At 60.8% G+C, this 21988-nt stretch carries 20 protein-coding genes; 11 read left to right on the top strand and 9 right to left on the bottom strand.

Features of this window, described 5'->3' with window-relative positions:
* Positions 1-30: 30 nt before the first annotated feature.
* The gene (hslO, locus tag J3361_RS26560; RefSeq protein ID WP_207967039.1) at positions 31-933 is read right to left on the bottom strand and encodes an Hsp33 family molecular chaperone HslO; all 903 of its coding nucleotides are present in this window, start codon (positions 931-933) and stop codon (positions 31-33) included.
* Between the two features lie 250 nt (positions 934-1183).
* Positions 1184-1588: a S4 domain-containing protein gene (locus J3361_RS26555; protein WP_207967038.1), complete on the bottom strand. Its 405-nt coding sequence runs from the start codon at positions 1586-1588 to the stop codon at positions 1184-1186.
* 236 nt (positions 1589-1824) lie between these two features.
* Here J3361_RS26555 and J3361_RS26550 point away from each other — a divergent pair, with 236 nt between their 5' ends.
* Both J3361_RS26550 and rimK read left to right on the top strand, forming a co-directional pair.
* Positions 1825-2307 carry an ATP-dependent zinc protease gene (locus J3361_RS26550; protein WP_053117327.1) on the top strand — a complete coding sequence of 161 codons (483 nt, stop codon included), beginning with the start codon at positions 1825-1827 and terminating at the stop codon, positions 2305-2307.
* Positions 2304-3209, top strand: a complete 906-nt coding sequence (gene rimK, locus J3361_RS26545; RefSeq protein ID WP_003196697.1) for a 30S ribosomal protein S6--L-glutamate ligase — start codon at positions 2304-2306, stop codon at positions 3207-3209. Before J3361_RS26550 ends, rimK begins: the two co-directional genes overlap by 4 nt.
* Positions 3210-3291: 82 nt before the next feature.
* Here rimK and J3361_RS26540 read toward each other — a convergent pair whose 3' ends face one another.
* Positions 3292-4605, bottom strand: a complete 1314-nt coding sequence (locus J3361_RS26540) for an ATP-binding protein (protein WP_186707303.1) — start codon at positions 4603-4605, stop codon at positions 3292-3294.
* Between the two features lie 114 nt (positions 4606-4719).
* Positions 4720-5460, bottom strand: coding sequence for a two-component system response regulator OmpR (ompR, locus tag J3361_RS26535; RefSeq protein ID WP_025211284.1), 741 nt, complete (start codon positions 5458-5460; stop codon positions 4720-4722).
* Positions 5461-5817: 357 nt separating this feature from the next.
* On the opposite strand from ompR, the gene J3361_RS26530 reads away from it, so the two are divergent.
* The 3 genes from J3361_RS26530 (at position 5818) to gshA (ending at position 10380) form a co-directional block, all read left to right on the top strand.
* On the top strand, positions 5818-8142 hold the full coding sequence (locus J3361_RS26530; protein WP_207967037.1) for a Tex family protein: 2325 nt from the start codon (positions 5818-5820) through the stop codon (positions 8140-8142).
* On the top strand, positions 8142-8525 hold the full coding sequence (locus tag J3361_RS26525; RefSeq protein ID WP_207967036.1) for a PaaI family thioesterase: 384 nt from the start codon (positions 8142-8144) through the stop codon (positions 8523-8525). The genes J3361_RS26530 and J3361_RS26525 overlap by 1 nt, the downstream gene beginning before the upstream one ends.
* Before the next feature lie 271 nt (positions 8526-8796).
* A complete protein-coding gene (gene gshA / locus J3361_RS26520) occupies positions 8797-10380 on the top strand; it encodes a glutamate--cysteine ligase (RefSeq protein ID WP_207967035.1) in 1584 nt (527 codons plus the stop codon).
* 224 nt (positions 10381-10604) lie between these two features.
* Here gshA and mgrA read toward each other — a convergent pair whose 3' ends face one another.
* The 4 genes from mgrA to J3361_RS26500 all read right to left on the bottom strand — a co-directional run bounded on the left by mgrA (position 10605) and on the right by J3361_RS26500 (position 13400).
* Complete coding sequence (gene mgrA / locus J3361_RS26515) at positions 10605-11642, bottom strand: L-glyceraldehyde 3-phosphate reductase (protein WP_207967034.1); 1038 nt, start codon at positions 11640-11642, stop codon at positions 10605-10607.
* Positions 11643-11702: 60 nt separating this feature from the next.
* On the bottom strand, positions 11703-12104 hold the full coding sequence (locus J3361_RS26510) for a type II toxin-antitoxin system HicB family antitoxin (RefSeq protein ID WP_207967055.1): 402 nt from the start codon (positions 12102-12104) through the stop codon (positions 11703-11705).
* A gap of 92 nt (positions 12105-12196) precedes the next feature.
* Complete coding sequence (locus J3361_RS26505; RefSeq protein WP_123345629.1) at positions 12197-12379, bottom strand: type II toxin-antitoxin system HicA family toxin; 183 nt, start codon at positions 12377-12379, stop codon at positions 12197-12199.
* 130 nt (positions 12380-12509) lie between these two features.
* Positions 12510-13400, bottom strand: a complete 891-nt coding sequence (locus tag J3361_RS26500; RefSeq protein ID WP_207967033.1) for a LysR family transcriptional regulator — start codon at positions 13398-13400, stop codon at positions 12510-12512.
* A gap of 127 nt (positions 13401-13527) precedes the next feature.
* On the opposite strand from J3361_RS26500, the gene J3361_RS26495 reads away from it, so the two are divergent.
* Entirely contained in the window at positions 13528-14271 is a 744-nt protein-coding gene (locus J3361_RS26495) for an SDR family oxidoreductase (RefSeq protein WP_207967032.1), read from the top strand.
* A gap of 166 nt (positions 14272-14437) precedes the next feature.
* Here J3361_RS26495 and betT read toward each other — a convergent pair whose 3' ends face one another.
* The gene (betT, locus tag J3361_RS26490) at positions 14438-16399 is read right to left on the bottom strand and encodes a choline transporter BetT (protein WP_207967054.1); all 1962 of its coding nucleotides are present in this window, start codon (positions 16397-16399) and stop codon (positions 14438-14440) included.
* A gap of 675 nt (positions 16400-17074) precedes the next feature.
* Here betT and J3361_RS26485 point away from each other — a divergent pair.
* The 5 genes from J3361_RS26485 (at position 17075) to J3361_RS26465 (ending at position 21799) form a co-directional block, all read left to right on the top strand.
* On the top strand, positions 17075-18067 hold the full coding sequence (locus tag J3361_RS26485; protein WP_207967053.1) for a D-cysteine desulfhydrase: 993 nt from the start codon (positions 17075-17077) through the stop codon (positions 18065-18067).
* A 310-nt stretch (positions 18068-18377) separates the two neighbouring features.
* Positions 18378-19178: a cystine ABC transporter substrate-binding protein gene (gene tcyJ / locus J3361_RS26480; protein WP_207967031.1), complete on the top strand. Its 801-nt coding sequence runs from the start codon at positions 18378-18380 to the stop codon at positions 19176-19178.
* A complete protein-coding gene (gene tcyL / locus J3361_RS26475) occupies positions 19178-19843 on the top strand; it encodes a cystine ABC transporter permease (protein ID WP_186707314.1) in 666 nt (221 codons plus the stop codon). Before tcyJ ends, tcyL begins: the two co-directional genes overlap by 1 nt.
* Positions 19844-19846: 3 nt before the next feature.
* Entirely contained in the window at positions 19847-20608 is a 762-nt protein-coding gene (gene tcyN, locus J3361_RS26470; protein ID WP_207967030.1) for an L-cystine ABC transporter ATP-binding protein TcyN, read from the top strand.
* Positions 20609-21028: 420 nt separating this feature from the next.
* On the top strand, positions 21029-21799 hold the full coding sequence (locus tag J3361_RS26465) for a hypothetical protein (protein WP_207967029.1): 771 nt from the start codon (positions 21029-21031) through the stop codon (positions 21797-21799).
* Positions 21800-21988: the final 189 nt, after the last annotated feature.

Here is a 21988-nt window from a genome sequence, read left to right as displayed (position 1 = left end):
TGCCAGGAGATTTACCTGCGCTGAACCGTTTTAGTGTCGAGTATCTGACGGTGTGTCGACACCCGCACCGGCGAACAATTGAGCGATGTCCGCCGCGTCGAACAGGTAGCGCTCGTTGCAAAACTGGCAATCGATTTCGATCGCGCCGCCATGCTCGATCACCAGTTGCTGCGCATCTTCCAGACCCAGACTGACCAGCGCATTGCCGGAACGTTCACGAGAGCAGCTGCATTGGAAGCGCAACGGCTGGCCGTCGAACAAGCGTACCTGCTCCTCGTGGTAGAGGCGATGCAGCACGGTTTCGTTGTCCAGGCTCAACAGCTCATCGGCGCTCAGGGTGTTGGCCAGAGCGGTGATGTGCTGCCAGCTGGCATCACGTTCTTCCGGGTCGCGCAAGCGATCGGCAGGCAGTTGTTGCAGCAGCAAACCGCGCGCGCGCCGCCCGTCGGCGTAGAGCCAGAAGCGTGTATTGGTCTGCTGGGACATGACGAAGTAGTTGGTGAAGCATTCGGCAAGGGTCGCGCCATCAAGATCGACGATGCCTTGGTAGCGCTTGCCCTGGGTGGGGTCGACCGTCAGGGCCAATACACCGTTGGGCATCATGTCGGCCAGGGTCGCGTCGGGCGCGATCTGTTCGGCGTCATACCGGGCCAGGCCACGGATTTCGCGCTCGCTGGAACACTCAATCATCAGCAACGGCACCGGACCTTCGGAGCGTGCCTGGAGAATCAGCAAGCCATCGAACTTCAAGGTGCCCACCAGCAACGCTGCGGCCGCCATCAGCTCGCCGAGCATTTGTGCGACCGGCTCCGGATACGGGTGCTTGGCGAGGACTTCGGCGTAGCTACGCTCCAACGCCACCAGCTCGCCACGGGCGTCGCTGTCATCGAAGATGAAACGTTGGGTGTAGTCGGTATCCGGTAAATCAGTCATAGGATCTGGTATCTGAGGTGATGACAAATGATGGCGGGCATTTTAGGGGCATTCAGGGTGGGTTCCAAGCAAGGCTTGGGTTTGCCTGACGGGAAGGGACTGACGCCTCATCTGAATGTGTAGGCTGACACATTGTGGCGAGGGAGCTTGCTCCCGCTCGGTTGCGCAGCGACCGTAAGATTTTGGGGCTGCTACGCAGCCCAGCGGGAGCAAGCTCCCTCGCCACGGATAGCCTCGAATGACCGGTGTTTTATTCGTTGTTGCTGCCATGAAACTTGAACAGGTCCCGGCGCTGCTTCTTGCTCGGTTTGCCGTCGGTGCTGACCCCCAGGGCGCCGGCCTTGCGTTGCGCGGCGGCGGCTTCGCGCTTGGCGATGCTGGCTTCGGTTTCACGGTACAGCGCCTGCGCTTCGGGAGCGCCGCGCCGCACGATCGATAGGGCCTCGACCACCACGGCCTTTTCATCGAACCCGGTGCGGATGACAAATTCATCGCCGATACGTGGCTCCTTGCCCGGCTTGCAGCGCTCTCCCCGGTGATGCACCTTGCCGCTTTCGATGGCGGTCTTGGCCAGGGCCCGCGTCTTGTAGAATCGCGCTGCCCACAACCATTTGTCGAGACGGACCTTGTCGTCCTCTTCCTTTTTTTGTGCCACTGCCATTCCTCTTTTCTACCAATAGCCGGAACTGTACTACCGTTTTTGTCGGGCGCACGAATCCGGCCCGACGGATAGAATGCCCACCAAACCGACCCTACACACATCGCTTGGGTCGGAATCGGTTACAAGCACGCACAGGTGAGTAGATAACTGTCGCCATTTTGTGATTATTCTGCGTGAATACCGCGATTCGCGGTGTCCGCGATCCGATGTGCCAATTTCAGGTTTTTTTATTGAAGACTTTTGACCATCTGACCGTTGTCGGTCTGCGCGAGTGGGTGGCGCTCCCGGATCTGGGAGTCGCGGGCCTGCGGGCAAAAATCGACACCGGGGCCAGCACCTCCAGCTTGCATGCCACTGACATCGAGCCGTTCGAGCGCGATGGCGAAAAGTGGGTGCGCTTCACGGCGCACCTCGGCACCGTGGTGCAGTTGCGCCATCGGCGTTGCGAAGCTCCCCTGGTGGCGCGCAAGACCATCAAGAGCTCCAACGGCCACGCTCAGGTCCGCTACGTGATCAGCACGACGCTGGCACTGGGTGACCGGGTCTGGCGGGTCGAGTTCACCCTGGCCTGCCGCAAATCCATGCGCTATCGCCTGTTACTGGGTTCCAAAGCCTTGATCGATGGCCAATTGGTGGTCAATCCGGGTACCAAATATGTTCAAGAAAAGCCGGCATTCCCGGTGTCCACTACCTCTGCCACAGGTGTTGCATGAAGATCGCTGTGCTGTCGCGTAATCCGCGTCTGTATTCCACCCGTCGCCTGGTCGAAGCCGGGACCGAACGTGGCCATGAAATGGTGGTGATCGATACCCTGCGCGCCTACATGAACATCGCCAGCCACAAGCCGCAGATCCACTACCGTGGCAAACCGCTGGAAGGGTTCGACGCGGTGATCCCGCGGATCGGCGCATCCGTGACGTTCTATGGCTGCGCGGTGTTGCGCCAGTTCGAAATGATGGGGGTGTTTCCCCTTAACGAGTCGGTGGCCATCGCCCGCTCCCGGGACAAATTGCGCTCGTTGCAGCTGTTGTCACGGCGTGGAATCGGCCTGCCGGTCACCGGTTTTGCCCACTCCCCCGACGATATTCCCGACCTGATTGCGATGGTCAACGGCGCACCACTGGTCATCAAGGTACTGGAAGGCACCCAGGGCATCGGCGTGGTCCTGTGTGAGACCGCGACGGCGGCGGAGTCGGTGATCGAAGCGTTCATGGGCCTGAAGCAGAACATCATGGTCCAGGAGTACATCAAGGAAGCCGGTGGCGCAGACATTCGCTGCTTCGTGGTTGGCGACAAAGTGATTGCGTCGATGAAACGCCAGGCCAAGCCCGGGGAGTTCCGCTCCAACCTGCATCGCGGCGGCAGCGCCAGCCTGATCAAGATCACCCCGGAAGAACGCATGACCGCCCTGCGAGCCGCAAAAGTCATGGGATTGGCCGTGGCCGGCGTGGATATCCTGCGCTCCAATCATGGGCCGCTGGTGATGGAGGTCAACTCCTCGCCAGGCCTGGAAGGCATCGAGACCACCACAAGCAAGAACGTGGCGGGGATCATCATTGAGCATTTGGAAAAGAATGGCGGGCCGAACATGACCAGGACCAAAGGCAAAGGCTAAAAGCAGCTGCGAGCCGCAAGCTGCAAGCGTTAAGCCGAACCGCTTAAACTTGCAGCTTGCAGCTTATAACTCGTAGCTGCCTCTAAACCGCATCCCGAGGCAGCATCAAGCCCAACGGCAAGCGCACCCGAGCTTCCAGCCCTCCACCGGCGCGGTTGCGCAGCTCGACGTTGCCGCCGTGCATCGAGGCGATGCGCTTGACGATCGCCAAACCCAGCCCTGTGCCCTTCCCTCCCCGGGCGCGATCGCCTCGGGTGAAGGGGTTGAAGATGGCTTCCAGCTCCGAGGGATCGATGCCGGCGCCACGGTCCATGACGCTCAGCACCACGTAGGGCGCGCTGGTGTCGCCGGAGACATAGGCCGCGACTTCGACGCCAGCACCGGCGTGGTTCAGGGCATTGCCGATCAGGTTGTTCAGCAGACGCTTCATCGACACCCGGCGTAATGGGAACGGCTGGATCGGCTCCAGGCGCAACTGAACTTTCTCGTCGTTCTGGTTATAGGGCGCGACCACTTCCCGCACCAACTCACTGAGGTCCACCTCTTCCACGGACTCATCACGTCCGTCGCGAATGAACGCCAGGAACTGGTCGAGAATCGCGTCCATGTCCTCGATGTCGCGAACCATCTCGTCGGTCAGGTCGGTGTGCTCGCCCATCAACTCCAGCGACAAACGTAGCCGGGTCAGCGGTGTGCGCAGGTCATGGGAGACGCCGGCGAGCATCAACTCACGCTCGCGCCCGGCCTGTTCCACATCCTCGGCCATCTGGTTGAAGGCACGGTAGACCTCAGTCATCTCGCTGGGCGTATCGCTGATGGGCAGCCGCACGCTGCGCCCCTGGCCCAATTGCCGAGCGGCGTAGACCAGGCGCTTCAACGGTTGGTTGAGCTGGCTGACGAAGATCCACGCCGACGCTGTCGACAACAGGCCGATGGCCAGGAACCAGCCAAGCACGTTCCAGATTTTCTGACCGCGCAGCGGATGCGGGTACAGCGGCACCTTCAGCCAGCCATCCCCCAGGCTCGGGGCTCGCACCCAAAGCGCCGGCGGCGAATGCATGCGCAATCGCACCTCGGTATCGGCGCCCAGTTCGGCCTGCATCTGGCGTTGATAGATCTCGCTGTAGGGCCAGTGTTGCTCGCCCACCGGCACGCCGGCACCGACGACGCGGATCAGCGTCGCCGCCTCGGCGATTTTCGCCCGGTTGGTTTCGTCCGCCGCCCAATAAGCCCGCAGGGTCAGAGCAACGCCATGGCTGTACTGCCGATCCACGAGCACGTCTTCGTTCATCAGCAGGTACACCAAGGTCAGTGCCTTGGAGAAGAGCACGACAATCAGCACCAGCCAGAGGGTGCGGGAGAAAAAACTTTGGGGGAACCAAACGGGGGTTTTCATGAATAACCGCTACACACTTGCAGGAGCGAGCGATGCTCGCACAATGACAGACCGCGAGTCGCCTGGAAGAAGACATTTCAACCGGTCAGGCCACCCGCTCCTACAAATCGCCGGTCACTTGCTGGCGGCGCCATCCGGTACGAACACGTAACCGACACCCCAGACGGTCTGGATGTACCGCGGTTTGGAAGGATCGGGCTCGATCATCCGGCGCAGGCGGGAAATCTGCACGTCGATGGAGCGCTCCAGCGCATCCCATTCACGGCCACGGGCCAGGTTCATCAGTTTGTCGCGGGTCAGCGGCTGGCGGGCGTTCATCACCAGGGCCTTGAGCACGGCGAACTCACCGGTGGTGAGCATGTGGATTTCATCGCCGCGCTTGAGTTCGCGGGTGGCCAGGGACAATTCATAGTCGCCGAAGGTCACGCTTTCGTCTTCGCTGCCCGGCGCACCCGGCACCGGCGCCGACTGGCGACGCAGCACCGCCTTGACGCGGGCCATCAGCTCGTCGGGGTTGAACGGCTTGGCCAGGTAATCGTCGGCGCCCAGTTCAAGGCCCTTGATACGGCTCAGCTCGTCACCCTTGGCGGTGAGCATGATGATCGGGATCTGGTTGTTGGCGCCACGCAGGCGACGGCAGGCGGTCAGGCCGTCTTCGCCGGGTAGCATCAGGTCGAGTACGACCAGGTTGAACACTTCACGGGCCAGCAACCGGTCCATTTGCTCGGTGTTCGGGACGGTGCGGGCGCGGTAGCCCTTGCTGACGAAAAAACGCTCCAGCAGGCTGCTCAGCCCTGGATCGTCGTCAACAATCAGAATTTTTTCGCCTTCAGCAGTTTGTGCAGTGCTGCTCATAGGAAGCTCCTTTGATCTCGGCGCGCATTATGGCCTAGCTGCCGTTATACGCACCGTGTGCATTGTTAGCAGATTTTTCCTCTATCTCCAGCAAACCTCCCATCAAAGCCACATTCCACAACGCCCCCGAACAGCGGAACGCTGGTTATAATGCGCGGCCATTTGTGCCAGGGCAGACCGGATCGTCGGATCGGCGCCGCGCTTTATTCTCTTGGCCAGGCAGCACTTTTTGAATTTCGCGGGTCAACAGGCAGCCTTTTGACCCAGGCAGCGGCGCATGCCAGGCCGCTCAACCAGTCTCGCCAAGCCCGACTTCTACGGTGGCGAGCCTGATTTCATAATTTGTCAGGTGGTTTTATGGACAGCATCAACAGCCGCATCGCCGAGGAACTCGGCGTACGCCCACAACAGGTCGAAGCGGCCGTCGCGCTACTCGATGAAGGCTCCACAGTGCCTTTCATCGCCCGTTACCGGAAAGAAGTGACCGGCAGCCTCGATGACACCCAATTGCGGCATCTGGAAGAGCGCCTGCGCTACCTGCGAGAACTCGACGAACGGCGTATCAGCATCCTGGCCAGCATCCAGGAACAGGGCAAGATGACCCCGCAACTCGAGCGCGACATCAAGCTGGCCGACACCAAGACCCGTCTCGAAGACTTGTACCTGCCCTACAAGCAAAAGCGCCGCACCAAGGGCCAGATCGCTCTGGAAGCTGGCCTTGGCGAGCTGGCCGACGGTCTGTTCAACGACCCGACCCTCGCCCCGGAAACCGAAGCCGCGCGCTTCGTCGATGCCGAAAAAGGCGTGGCGGACGTGAAGGCCGCGCTGGAAGGCGCCAAGTACATTCTCATGGAGCGTTTCGCCGAAGACGCCAACCTGCTGGAAAAGCTGCGCAACTTCCTCAAACAGGAAGCCATCCTCAGTGCCCGGGTGATTGCCGGCAAGGAAGAGGAAGGCGCCAAGTTCCGCGACTACTTCGAACACGACGAACCGCTTAAAAGCATGCCGTCCCACCGCGCCCTGGCGATTTTCCGTGGTCGTAACGAAGGCATCCTCAGTTCTGCGCTGAAGGTCGGCGAAGAACTGCCGGGCACCATGCACCCGTGCGAAGGCATGATCGGCCAGCAGTTCGGCATCCAGAACCAGAATCGCGCCGCCGACAAATGGCTGGCCGAGGTGGTGCGCTGGACCTGGAAGGTCAAGCTCTACACCCACCTGGAAACCGACCTGCTGGGCGAGTTGCGCGACAACGCCGAGACCGAGGCGATCAACGTCTTCGCCCACAACCTGCATGACCTGCTGCTGGCGGCACCGGCCGGGCCGCGCGCCACCCTGGGCCTTGACCCGGGCCTGCGCACCGGTTGCAAGGTGGCCGTAGTGGATTCCACCGGCAAACTGCTGGACCACGCCACGGTCTACCCGCACGTGCCGCACAACAAGTGGGACCAGACCCTCGCCGTACTCGCCGCCCTGTGCGCCAAGCATTCGGTGGACCTGATCGCCATCGGCAACGGCACCGCCAGCCGGGAGACCGACAAACTGGCCGCCGAGCTGATCAAGAAATACCCGGCCATGAAGATGACCAAGGTCATGGTCTCCGAGGCCGGCGCGTCGGTTTACTCGGCATCGGAACTGGCCTCCAAGGAATTCCCCGACCTGGACGTATCGATCCGTGGCGCGGTGTCCATCGCCCGTCGCCTGCAGGACCCGCTGGCGGAATTGGTGAAGATCGACCCTAAATCCATCGGCGTCGGCCAGTATCAGCATGACGTTTCCCAGTTGAAGCTGGCCCGTGGCCTGGACGCCGTGGTGGAGGATTGCGTGAACGCCGTGGGCGTGGACGTGAACACCGCTTCGGTGGCGCTGCTGGCGCGTATTTCCGGCCTGAACGCCACGCTGGCGCAGAACATCGTCACCCACCGTGACGAACACGGTGCGTTCAAGACCCGCGCCGCGCTGAAGAAGGTCCCACGCCTGGGCGAGAAAACCTTCGAACAGGCCGCCGGTTTCCTGCGCGTCATGAATGGCGACAATCCGCTGGATTCGTCGGCCGTTCACCCTGAGGCCTACCCTCTGGTGCAGCGTATCGCCGCCCAGACCGACCGCGACATCCGCTCGCTGATCGGTGACACCGGGTTTCTCAAGCGCCTGGATCCGAAAAAATTCACCGACGAAACCTTTGGCCTGCCCACCGTCACCGACATCCTTCAGGAACTGGAAAAACCGGGCCGCGACCCGCGCCCCGAGTTCAAGACCGCCGAGTTCCAGGACGGCGTCGAAGACCTCAAGGACCTGCAACCGGGCATGATCCTCGAGGGCGTGGTGACCAACGTCACCAACTTCGGTGCCTTTGTCGACATCGGTGTGCACCAGGACGGCTTGGTACACATCTCGGCCTTGTCCGAGAAGTTCATCAAGGACCCGCGCGAAGCGGTGAAGGCCGGTGATGTGGTGAAAGTGAAAGTCATGGAAGTCGACATCCCGCGCAAACGCGTCGGCCTGTCGATGCGCATGAGCGACACGCCGGGAGAGAAAGTCGACGGTGCCCGTGGTGCGCGTCCCGGTTCGACGCCACGCCAGTCGCAAAACACCGCGCCACGCAAGGAAACCGCCACCGCAGCTCCGGCCAACAACGCCATGGCTTCGTTGTTCGCCAACGCCAAGCAGTTGAAGAAACGCTGATGGACACACCGGCCGGGTTGGTGGAGAGCGCGTTCTTCAAGCTGCTCGGCTGCCGTCTGCACAGCCTTGGGGACGGGGTGGCGCAAGTCGCCCTGAGCCTCGAGCCGCCGCTGCGCAACCGCGGCGGCAAGCTGCACGGCGGCGCGCTGTTCAGCCTGGTGGACATTGCCATGGGACTGGCCTGCTCCAGTGTCCATGGCTTTGACCAGCAGAGCGCGACCATCGAATGCAAGATCAATTACATTCGCGCCGTGTCCGACGGCGACGTGTTGTGCACCGCCCGGGTCATTCATCCCGGCCGGCGCACACTGGTGGTCGAGGCCGAAGTGATGCAAGGCGACAAACTGGTCGCAAAAGCGCAAGGCACGTTCGCTGTCCTATAGCTCCCTGTCATCGATTTGCGGTAATTTCGACGCCATGAATGCCGTACCGAAATTTCTCTGTGGGAGCGGTCTTGCTCGCGAAGGCGGTGTGTCAGGCGACTGCAATGTTGACTGACAGACCGCTATCGCGAGCAGGCTCGCTCCCACAGGGGGTGTGATGATTGTCTTTGGCCGCACAAAAACCAGGCGAAAACGCCAGTTTTAACTTCACCCTTGTAGACCGTCTTGCCCACCCCCATATTGGGGCGACTGACGCGTGAAGGAATTCAACTTGAGCGACCTTTTAAACCGCCGCCTGGCCCTGCTCGGCGAGCGCGCCAACCTCTCCCTGCTCGAACAGTGCCTGCACGGCATCGAGCGTGAATGCCTGCGCGTCACTGGCGATGGGCACTTGGCGCAGACCCCGCATCCCAAGGCCCTAGGATCGGCGCTGACCAACGAACAGATCACCACCGACTATTCCGAGTCGCTGCTGGAGTTCATCACGCCGGCCCTGGCCAACCCGGCCGATACCCTGCGCAGCCTCGACAAGATCCACCGGTTCGCCTACAGCAAACTCGGCGACGAATACTTGTGGAGCCCGTCGATGCCGTGCCCGCTGCCGGCGGAAGAAGACATTCCGATCGCGTATTACGGCACCTCGAACATCGGCCGGCTCAAGTACGTCTATCGCCAGGGCCTCGCCCTGCGCTACGGCAAGACCATGCAGTGCATTGCCGGGATCCACTACAATTTTTCCCTGCCGGAAAAACTCTGGCCGCTGCTCCGGCAGGACGAAGCCGCCGACATGAGCGACCGGGACTTCCAGTCGTCCGCCTACATCGCGCTGATCCGTAATTTCCGCCGCTACAGCTGGTTGCTGATGTATCTGTTCGGCGCCTCGCCGGCCCTGGACGTCGGTTTCCTGCGGGGTCGTCCGCACCAGTTGGAGCAGTTGGATCCGGACACCTTGTACCTGCCCTACGCCACCAGCCTGCGCATGAGCGACCTGGGTTACCAGAGCAACGCCCAGGCTGGCCTCACGCCGTGCTACAACGACCTGGCGAGCTACACCGACAGCCTGCGCAAAGCGGTGGCGACGCCCTACGCGCCGTACGTCGAAGTCGGCACGCACCAGGACGGCGAGTGGGTGCAGCTCAACACCAACATCCTGCAGATCGAAAACGAGTACTACTCCAACATCCGGCCTAAACGCGTGACCTACACCGGCGAGCGGCCGATCCAGGCCTTGATGGCCCGGGGTATCCAGTACGTCGAAGTGCGTTGCCTGGACATCAACCCGTTCCTGCCGATGGGCATCGACCTCACCGAGTCGCGCTTCCTCGATGCGTTCCTGCTGTATTGCGGCCTCAATGACAGCCCGCAGCTGGAAAATAACGAATGCAGCAACGCCACCAGCAACTTCCTGACCGTGGTCAAGGAAGGCCGCAAGCCTGGCCTGCAATTGCAGCGTCAGGGCCAAGCGGTGGACATGCAGGCCTGGGCCGTCGAATTGCTGGAAAAAATCGCCCCGCTGGCCTCGTTGCTAGACCAGAGCCAAGGTGGCGATGCCCACCACCAAGCCCTGGACGCGCAACTGGCGAAAGTCCGCGATCCATCCTTGACCCCTTCCGCCCAAGTGCTGGCCGCCATGGCCGAACACCAGGAAAGCTTCGCCCAGTTCTCCCTGCGCCAAAGCAAGGCCCACGCCGAATTCTTCCGCGCCGAGCCGTTGCCTGCCCAGGAGCAGGCGGCGTTCGAGGAAACCGCCCGGCAATCAATGGTCCAGCAGGCCGAGCTGGAGCAGAACGAGGTGGGTGATTTCGACGTGTTCGTAGGTTCGTATCAGGCGAGCATCCTGGCGATCAGTAACTGAATCCCTGAGGGCGAGAACGCTTTTGTGGCGAGGGAGCTTGCTCCCGCTGGACTGCGCTGTAGGAGCTGCCGAAGGTTCGGGCCGCGTTCGGACGATCTTTTGATCTTTCCCTTGAGACTCAAGTGCCCGGGGAAAGATCGCAGCCTCGCTTCGCTCGACAGCTCCTACAGGCCCAGCGGGAGCAAGCTCCCTCGCCACAGGGATTTGTGTGCACCCTACTTGCGTTACTCAGCCGACGAAGGCTTCTCCCAAAGATTGATCCCGCCTTCCTGGGCAAACCGGTCGATCTCGGCCAGTTCGTCAGCGCTGAAGTTCAGGTTCTGCAACGCCGCGACGTTCTCGATGATCTGCTCCGGCCGACTGGCGCCGATCAGGGCGGAGGTGATCCGTGGGTCGCGCAAAGTCCAGGCCAGGGCCATCTGGGCCAGGCTCTGGCCGCGTCGCTGGGCGATCTCATTGAGCGCCCGCACATGGGCGAGATTTTCCTCCGACAAGTGCGAAGCCTGCAGCGAACCGCCCCCCGGACGGTTGACCCGCGCATCGGTCGGAACACCCTTGAGGTATTTGTCGGTCAACAGGCCTTGGGCCAGTGGCGTGAAGGCGATCACACCCGTACCCAACTCCTCGGTGGCATCCAGCAGGTCTTTTTCCACCCAGCGGTTGAGCAGGTTGTAGGCCGGCTGGTGAATCAGCAACGGGACTTTCCACTCCTTGAGCAACGCTGCCATTTCCCGGGTCTTCACCCCGGAATACGAAGATATGCCGATATACAAAGCCTTGCCCTGCTGCACCGCTGTGGCCAGGGCACTGGCGGTTTCTTCCAGGGGCGTATCGGGGTCGAAACGGTGGGAATAAAAGATATCCACATAGTCCAGCCCCAGGCGCTGCAGGCTCTGGTCGAGGCTGGCCAGCACGTATTTGCGCGAGCCCCCGCCCTGGCCGTAAGGCCCCGGCCACATGTCCCAACCGGCCTTGCTGGAGATGATCAACTCATCGCGGTACTGCTTGAAATCTTCGCGCAGCAAGCGACCGAAATTGATCTCGGCGCTGCCGTAGGGCGGGCCGTAGTTGTTGGCCAGGTCGAAGTGGTTGATGCCCAGGTCGAACGCCGTGCGCAGCAAGGCGCGTTGGGTGTCGATGGGGGTACTGTCGCCAAAGTTGTGCCACAACCCCAACGACAACGCCGGCAGCACCAGCCCGCTGCGCCCGACGCGGCGGTAAGGAATGGACTCGTAGCGGTTTTGCGCAGCGGTGTAGGTCATCGAAAAGGCTCTCTGTTCGGACGGCTGGAGGCAGAAGCTAACATTTCACAGACGCCTCGGTCAGGCGGAAAGTTCGCGCAAGGCCGCCGCTGCCAGGAAACCCGAACGCGAGCTATAACGCTGGTCCCGTCGCACGGTTTGATCGATACGCTCAAGCAATTGCTCGGGCAGCGTTGCGTTGAACCGCACTGATTTTCCGAAATAGGGCGTGACATCGAACTCAACCACCCCCCATATCCCGCCGGCGTATTGCGGATCGTCGAGATGATCGTCAATTTCACGGATCTGCGGCAGCGGTTCACCGTCGGCTATCAGCCCTTCATAATGCAGCGAGAGCGCTTCCTTCACATTTTCGAATGCCTGGCTCACGGTACTGCCTGCAGAGAAACAACCCGGTACATCCGGGACCGTCACTCCGTATTCGGAATCGGCATCCTTGTGCAGAACGACCGGAAATTTCATGTGAACGAATCCTTCCTCCAGATCCGGCAACCGCAGCAACCGGTCTGATAACAATGCATCCCCGGTGGGGATTTCGTAATCGGTCATGGGCTTCATTTCAGGCCCGCCTGTTTCAATATGCTATTGATCGTGCCTCTGGGCAGATCGGCGTCAGGGTGCTTGATCGTCACCCTTCCAGCCTTGATGGAGTGCTTGTATTGATGGTGGCTACCCTTGACTGCCACCAGATACCAACCGTCCTCTTCGATCTTCCTGATCATTTCCCGACTTCGCATCACCTTTGCCTTATTCGACAGCTCTGCCGGAAAATTCTAGCTGCGAAATACGGCTTCGGTACACACGATACACACTCGGAAAAATATTAGCTCAACTCCCCAACCAATGCACCGCCCCCCCACCACTCGGTCATCGCGCCTGTGCAAACACCTCCGCCACCCAATCGACGAATACGCGAACCCGCGGCGACATGAGTCGGTTGTGCGGATAGAGCACCGACACCGGCATGGACGGTGGTGGGGTGGCGGTGAGGACTTCCTGCATCAGGCCCTGCCGGATCGGCTCTTCCATTCGGTAGTGCGGGCATTGGATCAGGCCCAGGCCGGCGATGGCCGAAGCGGCGTAGATTTCGGCACCGGACACCGACAACGTGCCTCCGATCGGCACCTCCCTGAGCTCGCCATCGACCATGAATTCAAACGGATAGAGCTTGGCGGTGGTCCGCGAGACGTAATTCACTGCCCGGTGATGTTTCAAGTCATCGAGGCTTTTCGGTTCGCCGTACTGGCGCAGGTAACCGGGACTGGCACAGGTGATCTGCCGAAGATTGGCGACACGCCGGCCGACCAATGAGGAGTCCGCCAGCGAACCGGAGCGCAGCACGCAATCGACGCCTTCGGCGATCAGGTCGACGAAACGGTCCGCCTCACTGATGAACAGTTCTATGTCGGGGTAGCGAGCCATGAATTGTGGCAGTGCCGGAATCACGAAATAGCGTGCCTGGGTTCCGTGCAGGTCCACCCTCAGCTTGCCCTTGGGCGCCACACCGCGAAAAGCCAGTTCGGCTTCCTCCAGCTCCGCCAGCAATTGCACGCAGCGTGGGTAATAGGCCTCGCCATCGAGCGTCGGACGCACTTTGCGCGTGCTGCGCTCCAGCAAACGAACCCCCAGCCAGGCTTCGAACTGGTTGAGCGTATGGGTCAGCGTGGCCCGGGGCATGTTCAAGTCTTCAGCGGCCAGGGTGAAACTGCTGCGCTCGTAGATGCGGACAAACACCCTCATTGCCTTGACCTGATCCATCTGAATCCTGCGCTCTGATTGTTGGAAAATATTGAACAGTCAAGGCAACTTTCCGGCATTTATCGCCAAGAGTAAACATGTGAATCTGGCTTCAACGGCTCACGCCTCAACATCAAAGGATCCGCACATGACTGTTCAAAACTCGAAAAAAGTTGCCATCGTGACCGGCGCCTCCCGCGGCATCGGTGCCGAAATCGCCAAGCAACTGGCCCACGACGGTTTTGCCGTCGTCGTCAATTACGCCAACAGCGCCAGCGAAGCGTCCAAGTTGGTGGTGCAATTGCGCCAGAGCGGCCACCAAGCCATAGCGGTCAAGGCCGACGTATCCTCGGCCGCCGATGTGCGGCGGCTGTTCGATGAGACCGAAGCGCAGCTGGGCAAGGTCGATGTGTTGATCAACAACGCCGGCATCCTCCAAGTGATGCCCCTGGCGCAGCACAGCGACGAGCTGTTCGACCAGACATTCGCCATTAACACCCGGGGCACCTTCAACACCCTGCGCGAAGCCGCGACCCGTCTGAACGACGGTGGCCGGATCGTGAATTTTTCCAGCAGCACCGTAGGCCTGAACCTGCCCGGCTACTCGGTGTACATCGCCAGCAAGGCGGCGGTGGAATCCTTGACCCAGGTATTTGCCAAGGAACTGCGCGGTCGCCAGATCACGGTCAATGCCGTGGCCCCTGGGCCGGTCGCCACTGAGTTGTTCATGCACGGCAAGAGCGAAGAACAGGTGCAGCACTACGCCAAGATGCCGCCCTTGGAGCGACTCGGCCAGCCGCAGGACATTGCCAGCATCATCGCGTTCCTGGTGAGCCCGGCCGCTGGGTGGGTGAATGGGCAGATCTTGCGGGCCAACGGTGGGCTGGTTTGAGGCTTAGTTCTGTGGCGAGGGAGCTTGCTCCCGCTGGGTCGCGAAGCGGCCCTGTTTTTAGGGCTGCTACGCAGCCCAGCGGGAGCAAGCTCCCTCGCCACAGTTTGTATGTTTGCCTGTGGCCTCTACTTAACTGACAGGCATTAGGCACTGCGGTCCCTTTGGGTCACCGCACCAAATGCAGGAACTGCAGGTGCCGCTCGTACTGGTCGAGGATGTCGTTGATGACTTGCTCCTTGGTGTAGCCCACCAGGTCGTAATCCTGACTGCCTTCGCTCAAGTGCACCTCGGCGCGGTAGTAACGGCGGTTGTTCAATTGCTTGGACCCCATGCCGCCACGGGCGAAGGACGGCGTGAAGTAGCCGCGCATCTGCACCTGATAGATGAACGGATGCTGCTCGCCATGGCCAATCTCCAGGCTGACGCTGTCGTTGGCCGGGTCGGGCTGGGTCACCACGGTCAGGCCCTTTTCGACGAACACCGCCGTCACCTCCTCAATGGCCGGGCGCACCGTGGTGTCGAGGAAACGGTACACCTCATCACGGGACGGAAAATGCACCGCCTGGCTCAAGCGTTGACGCCAGCCGCCCGTGCCCCGACGTGAACCCGAGACCGGTGCCAAGGAATGCAATTGCGCGATCTGCTTCTGGGATTCCAGGTAGAACGCCTTGTGCAGGCCCCACATCATCAGCAAGAGAATCAGCGAGAACGGCAGGGACGTCAGCACCACCGCCGACTTCAAGGCATCGATGCTGCCGGAGAACAACAACGCACTGGTCACCAGGGCGGTCATCGCGCCCCAGAACACCCGCAGCCATTTCGGCCCGTCCTCATCGGGATTGCCGCCCTTGGCCGACAGCGTCGAAAGCACCACCGTGCCCGAATCGGCGGACGTGACGAAAAACACGAAGCTGATGAACACCGTGACCGCGATGACAGTCTTGCTCCAGGGGTAGGTTTCCAGCAGCAGGTAAAGGCTCATCGACGGATTTTCCAAGGCGGACATGCCCAGGGCGCTCATGCCGTGGTTGAGCACCTGGTCGATGGCGCTGTTACCGAAGATCGACATCCACGCCAGGGTGAAACCCAGGGGGATCAGCAGCACGCCAAAGACAAATTCCCGGATGGTGCGGCCACGGGAAATCCGCGCGATGAACAGCCCCACGAACGGCGACCACGCGATCCACCAGGCCCAGTAGAACACCGTCCAGCCACCCAGCCAGTCGCCGGGTTCGTTGTAGGCGTACAGGTCGAAACTCTTCATCGGCAGGGCGCCGAGGTAATCGCCGATGTTCTGGATCAAGGTGTTGAGCAAATGCTGAGTGGGCCCGGCGAACAACACGAACAGCAACAACGCGCAGGCCAGCAGCATGTTGATGTCGGACATGACCCGCACGCCCTTGTCGACGCCGGCCACCGCGACGATGATCGCCGCGCCCATCATCAACACGATCAAGCCGACTTGAATCCACTGGGTATGGGCGATGCCGAACAGGTAGTCGAGCCCGGAGTTGAGGTGCAGCACACCAAAACCCATGTCCGCGCCGAGACCAAACACCGTGGCGATAATGCCGAAGCCGTCCACGGCGTAACCGATGGGACCGTTGATGCGCTTGCCGATCAGCGGGTAAAGCGCCGAGCGCAGGGCCAGCGGCAAATTGTGCCGGTAGGCGAAGTACGCCAGGGCCATGCCGACGAACGCAAAAACGCCCCAACCGTGCAGCCCCCAGTGCAAAAACAGGATCTGCATGGCCTGGCGCGCGGCCTCCGCGGTACCGGCTTCACCCTGGGGGGGCTGCACCATGTGAGTCAGCGGCTCGGACACGCAGAAGAAAAACAGCGTGATGCTGATGCCGGCGGCGAACAGCATGCCGGCCCAGGACAGATAACTGAATTCGGGCTCGTCGTGGTCGGCACCGAGCTTGATCTTGCCGTAGCCGGACAAGGCGGTGACCACCACGAAGACCAGATACAGCGTCATCGCCAGCATGTAGTACCAGCCGACCGTATTGGCCGCCCAGTTCTGCGCCGCCAGCAACCAGGCGCCGGCCTGGGCGGGCATGGCAATGACCACCAGGCCGAACAGCAGAATGAAAGTCGCGGCGAAGTAAAAGACCGGCGGGTTCATGCGGACCAGGCCGCTGGGTGGAAGGGACGAAGCGCTCATGAACCAAGCACCTCGGGAAGCGAAAGGGCGACAGTGAAATACGGACTCGGCAAAGGCAAGCCTCCTGTTGTGAGCGGGCAGCAAACCGACGGTTTAACTTGAATGAACGTTCAATTTAAACATGAATAGGCAGCTAAGGACTAATCGCAGGGCTAAACGGCATGTTTCCTACGTTAGCCTACGGGTGGGTATGACGGTGCCTGGGGAGCATTCGTTCAGCGTTCAAAGACATATGTCCAGCCAAACAGAGACCCTGTGGGAGCGAGCTTGCTCGCGATAGCGGTGGTTCAGCCGGCAAATTTATTTACTGATATGCCGCTATCGCGAGCAAGCTCGCTCCCACAGTGTTTGTTGTCGGCTGATTCATGGCGTGATGGCTTTTGTGGCGAGGGAGCTTGCTCCCGCTTGAGTGCAAAGCACTCATCGCTTTTTGGGGCCGCTACGCGCCCCAGCGGGAGCAAGCTCCCTCGCCACGGGACGTGTACCGTTCTCTAAACCAGCCCGCCCCCACAGGTCCGGCAACAAGACAAACCGGCGGCGGTGTCGCCAGACCCACGCTCGGACACAAACATGCCGGTTGCCCCTGAATATCCGCATGCCTATAGTCCAGGCATCGCCTACAACCAGTACGGACCCATGATCAAACAACAGCTGTCTCGCTTTAATCGTCTCGACCTGCTCGGTCATCCGACACCGCTGGAAAAACTCGACCGCCTCTCCACCTGGCTCGGCCGCGACCTCTATATCAAGCGCGACGACCTGACGCCCCTGGCCTTGGGCGGCAACAAACTACGCAAGCTCGAATACCTGGCCGCCGATGCCATCGCCCAGGGCGCCGACACCCTCATCACCGCCGGCGCAATCCAATCCAACCACGTACGCCAGACCGCCGCCCTGGCCGCGAAGCTCGGCCTGGGTTGCGTGGCCTTGCTGGAAAACCCCATCGGCACCGAAGACAGCAATTACTTGGGCAACGGCAACCGGCTGCTGCTGGAGCTGTTCGACGCCAAGGTCGAATTGGTGGCGAACCTGGACAACGCCGATGAGCAATTGCAGGCACTCGCCAGTCGCCTGCGCAGCAATGGAAAAAAACCCTACCTGGTGCCGATTGGTGGTTCGAACGCCTTGGGTGCGCTGGGTTATGTACGCGCCGGCCTGGAACTGGCCGAGCAGATCAAGGACACCGGAGTCGAATTCGCCGCCGTGGTACTGGCTTCGGGCAGTGCCGGGACCCACAGTGGCCTGGCGTTGGCCTTGAGTGAAAGCCTGCCGGCGCTTCCGGTCATTGGCGTCACGGTTTCACGCAGCGAGGAAGACCAGTTTCCAAAGGTCCAGGGCCTGGCCGAGCGCACGGCCGCGTTGCTCGGAGTCGCCCTGCCAGAGGCGTTCAAAGTGAACCTGTGGGACGAATATTTCGCCCCCCGCTACGGCGAACCGAACGCCGGGACACTGGCGGCGATCAAGCTGCTGGCCAGCCAGGAAGGGCTGTTGCTCGATCCGGTCTACACCGGCAAGGCCATGGCCGGCCTGCTCGACGGCATGGGTCGCAACCGTTTCGACGAAGGCCCGATCATTTTCCTGCACACCGGCGGCGCACCGGCGCTGTTTGCCTACAGCGCGGCGTTCTGAGGTGTTGGGGAAACCTCCATGTGGGAGCGAGCCTGCTCGCGATAGCGGTGGATCAGCCAAGATTAATTTAGCTGACAGACCATCGCGAGCAGGCTCGCTCCCACAGGAGACTTCCATTACATATTGGAATATTTGGCTGATTTAATATTATTTTCCAATCTATAGAAGCCACCCTATAGTCTCGCCGCAGGCGCATTTGCCGCGAGACGCCCAAGCTGCTTTAAGGCAGGATGTGGCAATCTTTTCGGATCGCGGCTACGCCTTATCTCAGCCAAAATAACCTCTTCATAAGAAAACACAGGGGCTTGTCATGAATTTTTCCGCATTACGTCGCAACCTGTTGGTGGGTTCGCTGGGCCTGGCATTGAGCGCCGGCCTATTGGGGCAGGCGGTTGCCGGTGAGCAACTGCAGAAAATCAAGGATGCCGGTGAAATCAAGATCGGCCTGGAAGGCACTTATCCACCGTTCAGTTTCGTGGATGAGCAAGGAAAGCTGACCGGTTTCGAAGTGGAGTTTTCCGAAGCCCTGGCCAAGGAGCTGGGTGTGAAGGTCAAGCTGCAGACCACCCCATGGGCGGGCATTCTCGCGGCCCTGGAATCCAAGCGTCTGGACGCTGTGGTCAACCAAGTTACCATCTCCGAGGAACGTAAGAAAAAATACGATTTCTCCGAGCCGTACACCGTTTCCGGGATTCAAGCGCTGGTCCTGACCAAGAAAGCAGCCGATCTGAACATCAAATCGGCTGCTGACCTAGGCGGTAAAAAGGTCGGCGTTGGCTTGGGCACCAATTACGAACAGTGGGTCAAAGCCAACGTACCCACCGCCGATGTGCGCACCTACGAAGATGACCCGACCAAGTTCCAGGATCTGCGCGTAGGCCGCATTGACGCCATCCTGATCGATCGCCTGGCCGCGCTGGAATACGCCAAGAAAGCCAAGGACACGACGGCCGCTGGCGAAGCCTTCTCTCGCCAGGAATCCGGTATTGCCCTGCGCAAAGGCGAGCCTGAGCTGCTGGCCGCCGTGAACAAAGCCATCGAAAAACTTCGCGCCGACGGTACGCTGAAAAAACTCTCGGAAAAATATTTCGACGCTGACGTCACCCAATAATGGAAGCAGCACTTCAACTCGCACTGGACTCCGCGCCCTTCTTGCTCAAGGGCGCGTACTACACGGTCATCCTCAGCCTCGGCGGCATGTTCTTCGGCTTGCTGCTGGGGTTCGGCCTGGCGCTGATGCGCCTGTCGCGTCTCAAGGTGATCAACTGGATCGCCCGCATGTACGTGTCGTTCTTTCGCGGCACGCCATTGCTGGTGCAATTATTCCTGATCTACTACGGACTGCCGCAATTGGGCCTCGAACTTGACCCACTGCCGGCGGCCCTTATCGGTTTCTCGCTGAACATGGCTGCCTATGCGTGTGAAATCCTGCGGGCCGCCATCAGTTCCATCGAGCGCGGCCAGTGGGAAGCCGCGGCGAGTATCGGCATGACCCGCGCGCAGACCCTGCGCCGGGCCATCCTGCCGCAAGCCGCACGCACGGCCCTGCCACCGCTGGGCAACAGCTTCATTTCCCTGGTCAAGGACACCGCACTGGCGGCGACCATTCAGGTACCGGAGCTGTTCCGCCAGGCGCAGTTGATCACCGCGCGAACCTTCGAAATCTTCACCATGTACCTTGCCGCCGCGCTGATCTACTGGGTTCTTGCCACGGTGCTCTCGCACCTGCAGAACGTATTGGAAGCCCGGGTCAATCGGCACGACCAGGAGTCCTGACCCATGATTGTCGTGGAAAAACTGACAAAGCAGTTCAAGGGTCAGGTGGTGCTCAACGGCATCGACCTGAAGATCCAAGAAGGTGAAGTGGTTGCGATCATCGGCCCCAGCGGCTCGGGCAAGACCACGTTCCTGCGCTGCCTGAACTTCCTCGAAGAGCCTACCAGCGGCCGGATCAAGGTCGGCGACATCGAAATCGATGGCAGCCGCCCGCTGAACCAGCAACAGGGCCTGGTGCGCCGTTTGCGCCAGCAGGTAGGCTTCGTGTTCCAGAACTTCAACCTGTTTCCCCATCGCACCGCCTTGGAAAATGTCACCGAAGGCCCGCAGGTGGTGAAGAAAGTCCCCCGTGCCGACGCCGAAGCCCTGGGGCGCAAGCTCTTGGCCAAGGTCGGGCTGGCCGGCAAGGAGGACGCCTACCCACGGCGCCTTTCCGGCGGCCAGCAACAGCGTGTGGCGATTGCCCGGGCGTTGGCGATGGAACCGGCGGTGATCCTGTTCGACGAGCCGACCTCGGCCCTCGATCCGGAACTGGTGGGCGAAGTCCTGGCAACCATTCGCGGCCTGGCCGAAGAAAAACGCACCATGGTCATTGTGACCCACGAAATGGGCTTCGCCCGGGACGTGGCCAACCGCGTGGTGTTTTTCGACAAAGGCGTGATCGTCGAACAAGGCGAAGCCAAAGCCTTGTTTGCAGCGCCCAAGGAAGAACGCACGCGACAGTTCCTCAGCAAGTTCCTTTCTGCCGGACACGGCGATCAGTAAGTAAGCGTGCATCACTTCCAGGGATGGAAGTCATGCCATTACACAACTAACACATCATCGCTACTCACTTCATACAAACGACACAACTTGTAACTTCTGCCTCACCATCCTCCTCAACTATTTATAGCGTTTCAAATACCGGGAAGCCTGGGAAAACGACCTGTGGCGCCGAGTATTCTTAACAGACAAGCGTAGGACGTTTCTGAAGCCTTTCACAATGAGTTATTACGCAGCCCACTCTATTGACACTGAAACTATAGAGCCCTTATCTAGTGCCCGACAGGCGACGTACATGACTTTAGTTGCGCAATGATTTAGCGCAGACAGCCCATATAACTGCCTAAATAAAATAGGCCGCATTATCCGTCGCCTTTGATCTTTCTGAAACGGACTTAGTTTTCACGCATCAAGGAGAACACCATGACATGTAAGTCGAAGAGTCCCGAACTGGCCGCCCCGACCCTGGCCAATGCCCACCCTGCGGGCATCAACATCGCCAGCGCCGCTCACCTGGAAGTTGTCATCGCACCTTACCCCGGCATGGACGCGGGTGACCTGATCGAATTGTTCTGGGACAACTGCTACGTCGGCTCGCGCGTGCTCTCACAGGCCGACGTGCTGGACGGCATCACGATGCGCATCCCGGAGAGTTTCATCGTCAACGGGACCTCGCGCATCCATTATCGGGTGATGCAGGTTGGTCGCGGGCCGGCGCTGTCAACCAAGCAACGGGTGCAGGTCAAGCTCGACTGTCCCGGCGGCCAGCCCTCGGCCTTGAGCGGCGATGAAAACCAAGGCCTGGCGCCGGTGCGCATTCCCGCCACCATCCGACGCCAAGGAGTGAACCCGAACCAGATCAAACGTGGCGTACCGCTGACCATCGAGCCCTACCTGAACATGGCCGCCGGCGACGCCGTGACCCTGCGCTGGGGCGACGTGCGCATGGACCTGCCTGCGCTCACCGCCAGCGAGGTCGGCCAGCCGATCAATATCTGGGTCCCGCCGCAGATCATTCTGGAAGCGGGAGAAGACCTGCGCCTGGAAGTGACTTATTGCATCCTCGACCGCGTGGGCAACAACTCCCACTGGGCACCGCCACGGACGTTGAAGATCGGTTGTGCCAATCCGTATCTGAACACTTCACCGAAACAGGCGCTCATGGTCGCTGAAACGCGCCGCCGAGAGCCCTGATGCAACCCTTCCTGCGACGTACGGGCTTTTGTGGCGAGGGAGCTTGCTCCCGCTTGGGCTGTGGGAGCAAAGCTTGTGTGGGAGCAGGCTGCCCCGCCTCTCCACTGCCCCACCCCGCCCCCCCCCCGCCGGGCCCGCCCCCCCATAACGCGGGCGAGACCCCCCCCCCCCACAAACACCCCGCCCCCC

The organism is Pseudomonas sp. OA65, assembly GCF_017498305.1.
GTDB lineage: Bacteria > Pseudomonadota > Gammaproteobacteria > Pseudomonadales > Pseudomonadaceae > Aquipseudomonas > Aquipseudomonas zanjanensis.
Note: the sequence above shows the minus strand (reverse complement) of the source record. Positions and strands in the feature narration are given on the sequence as shown.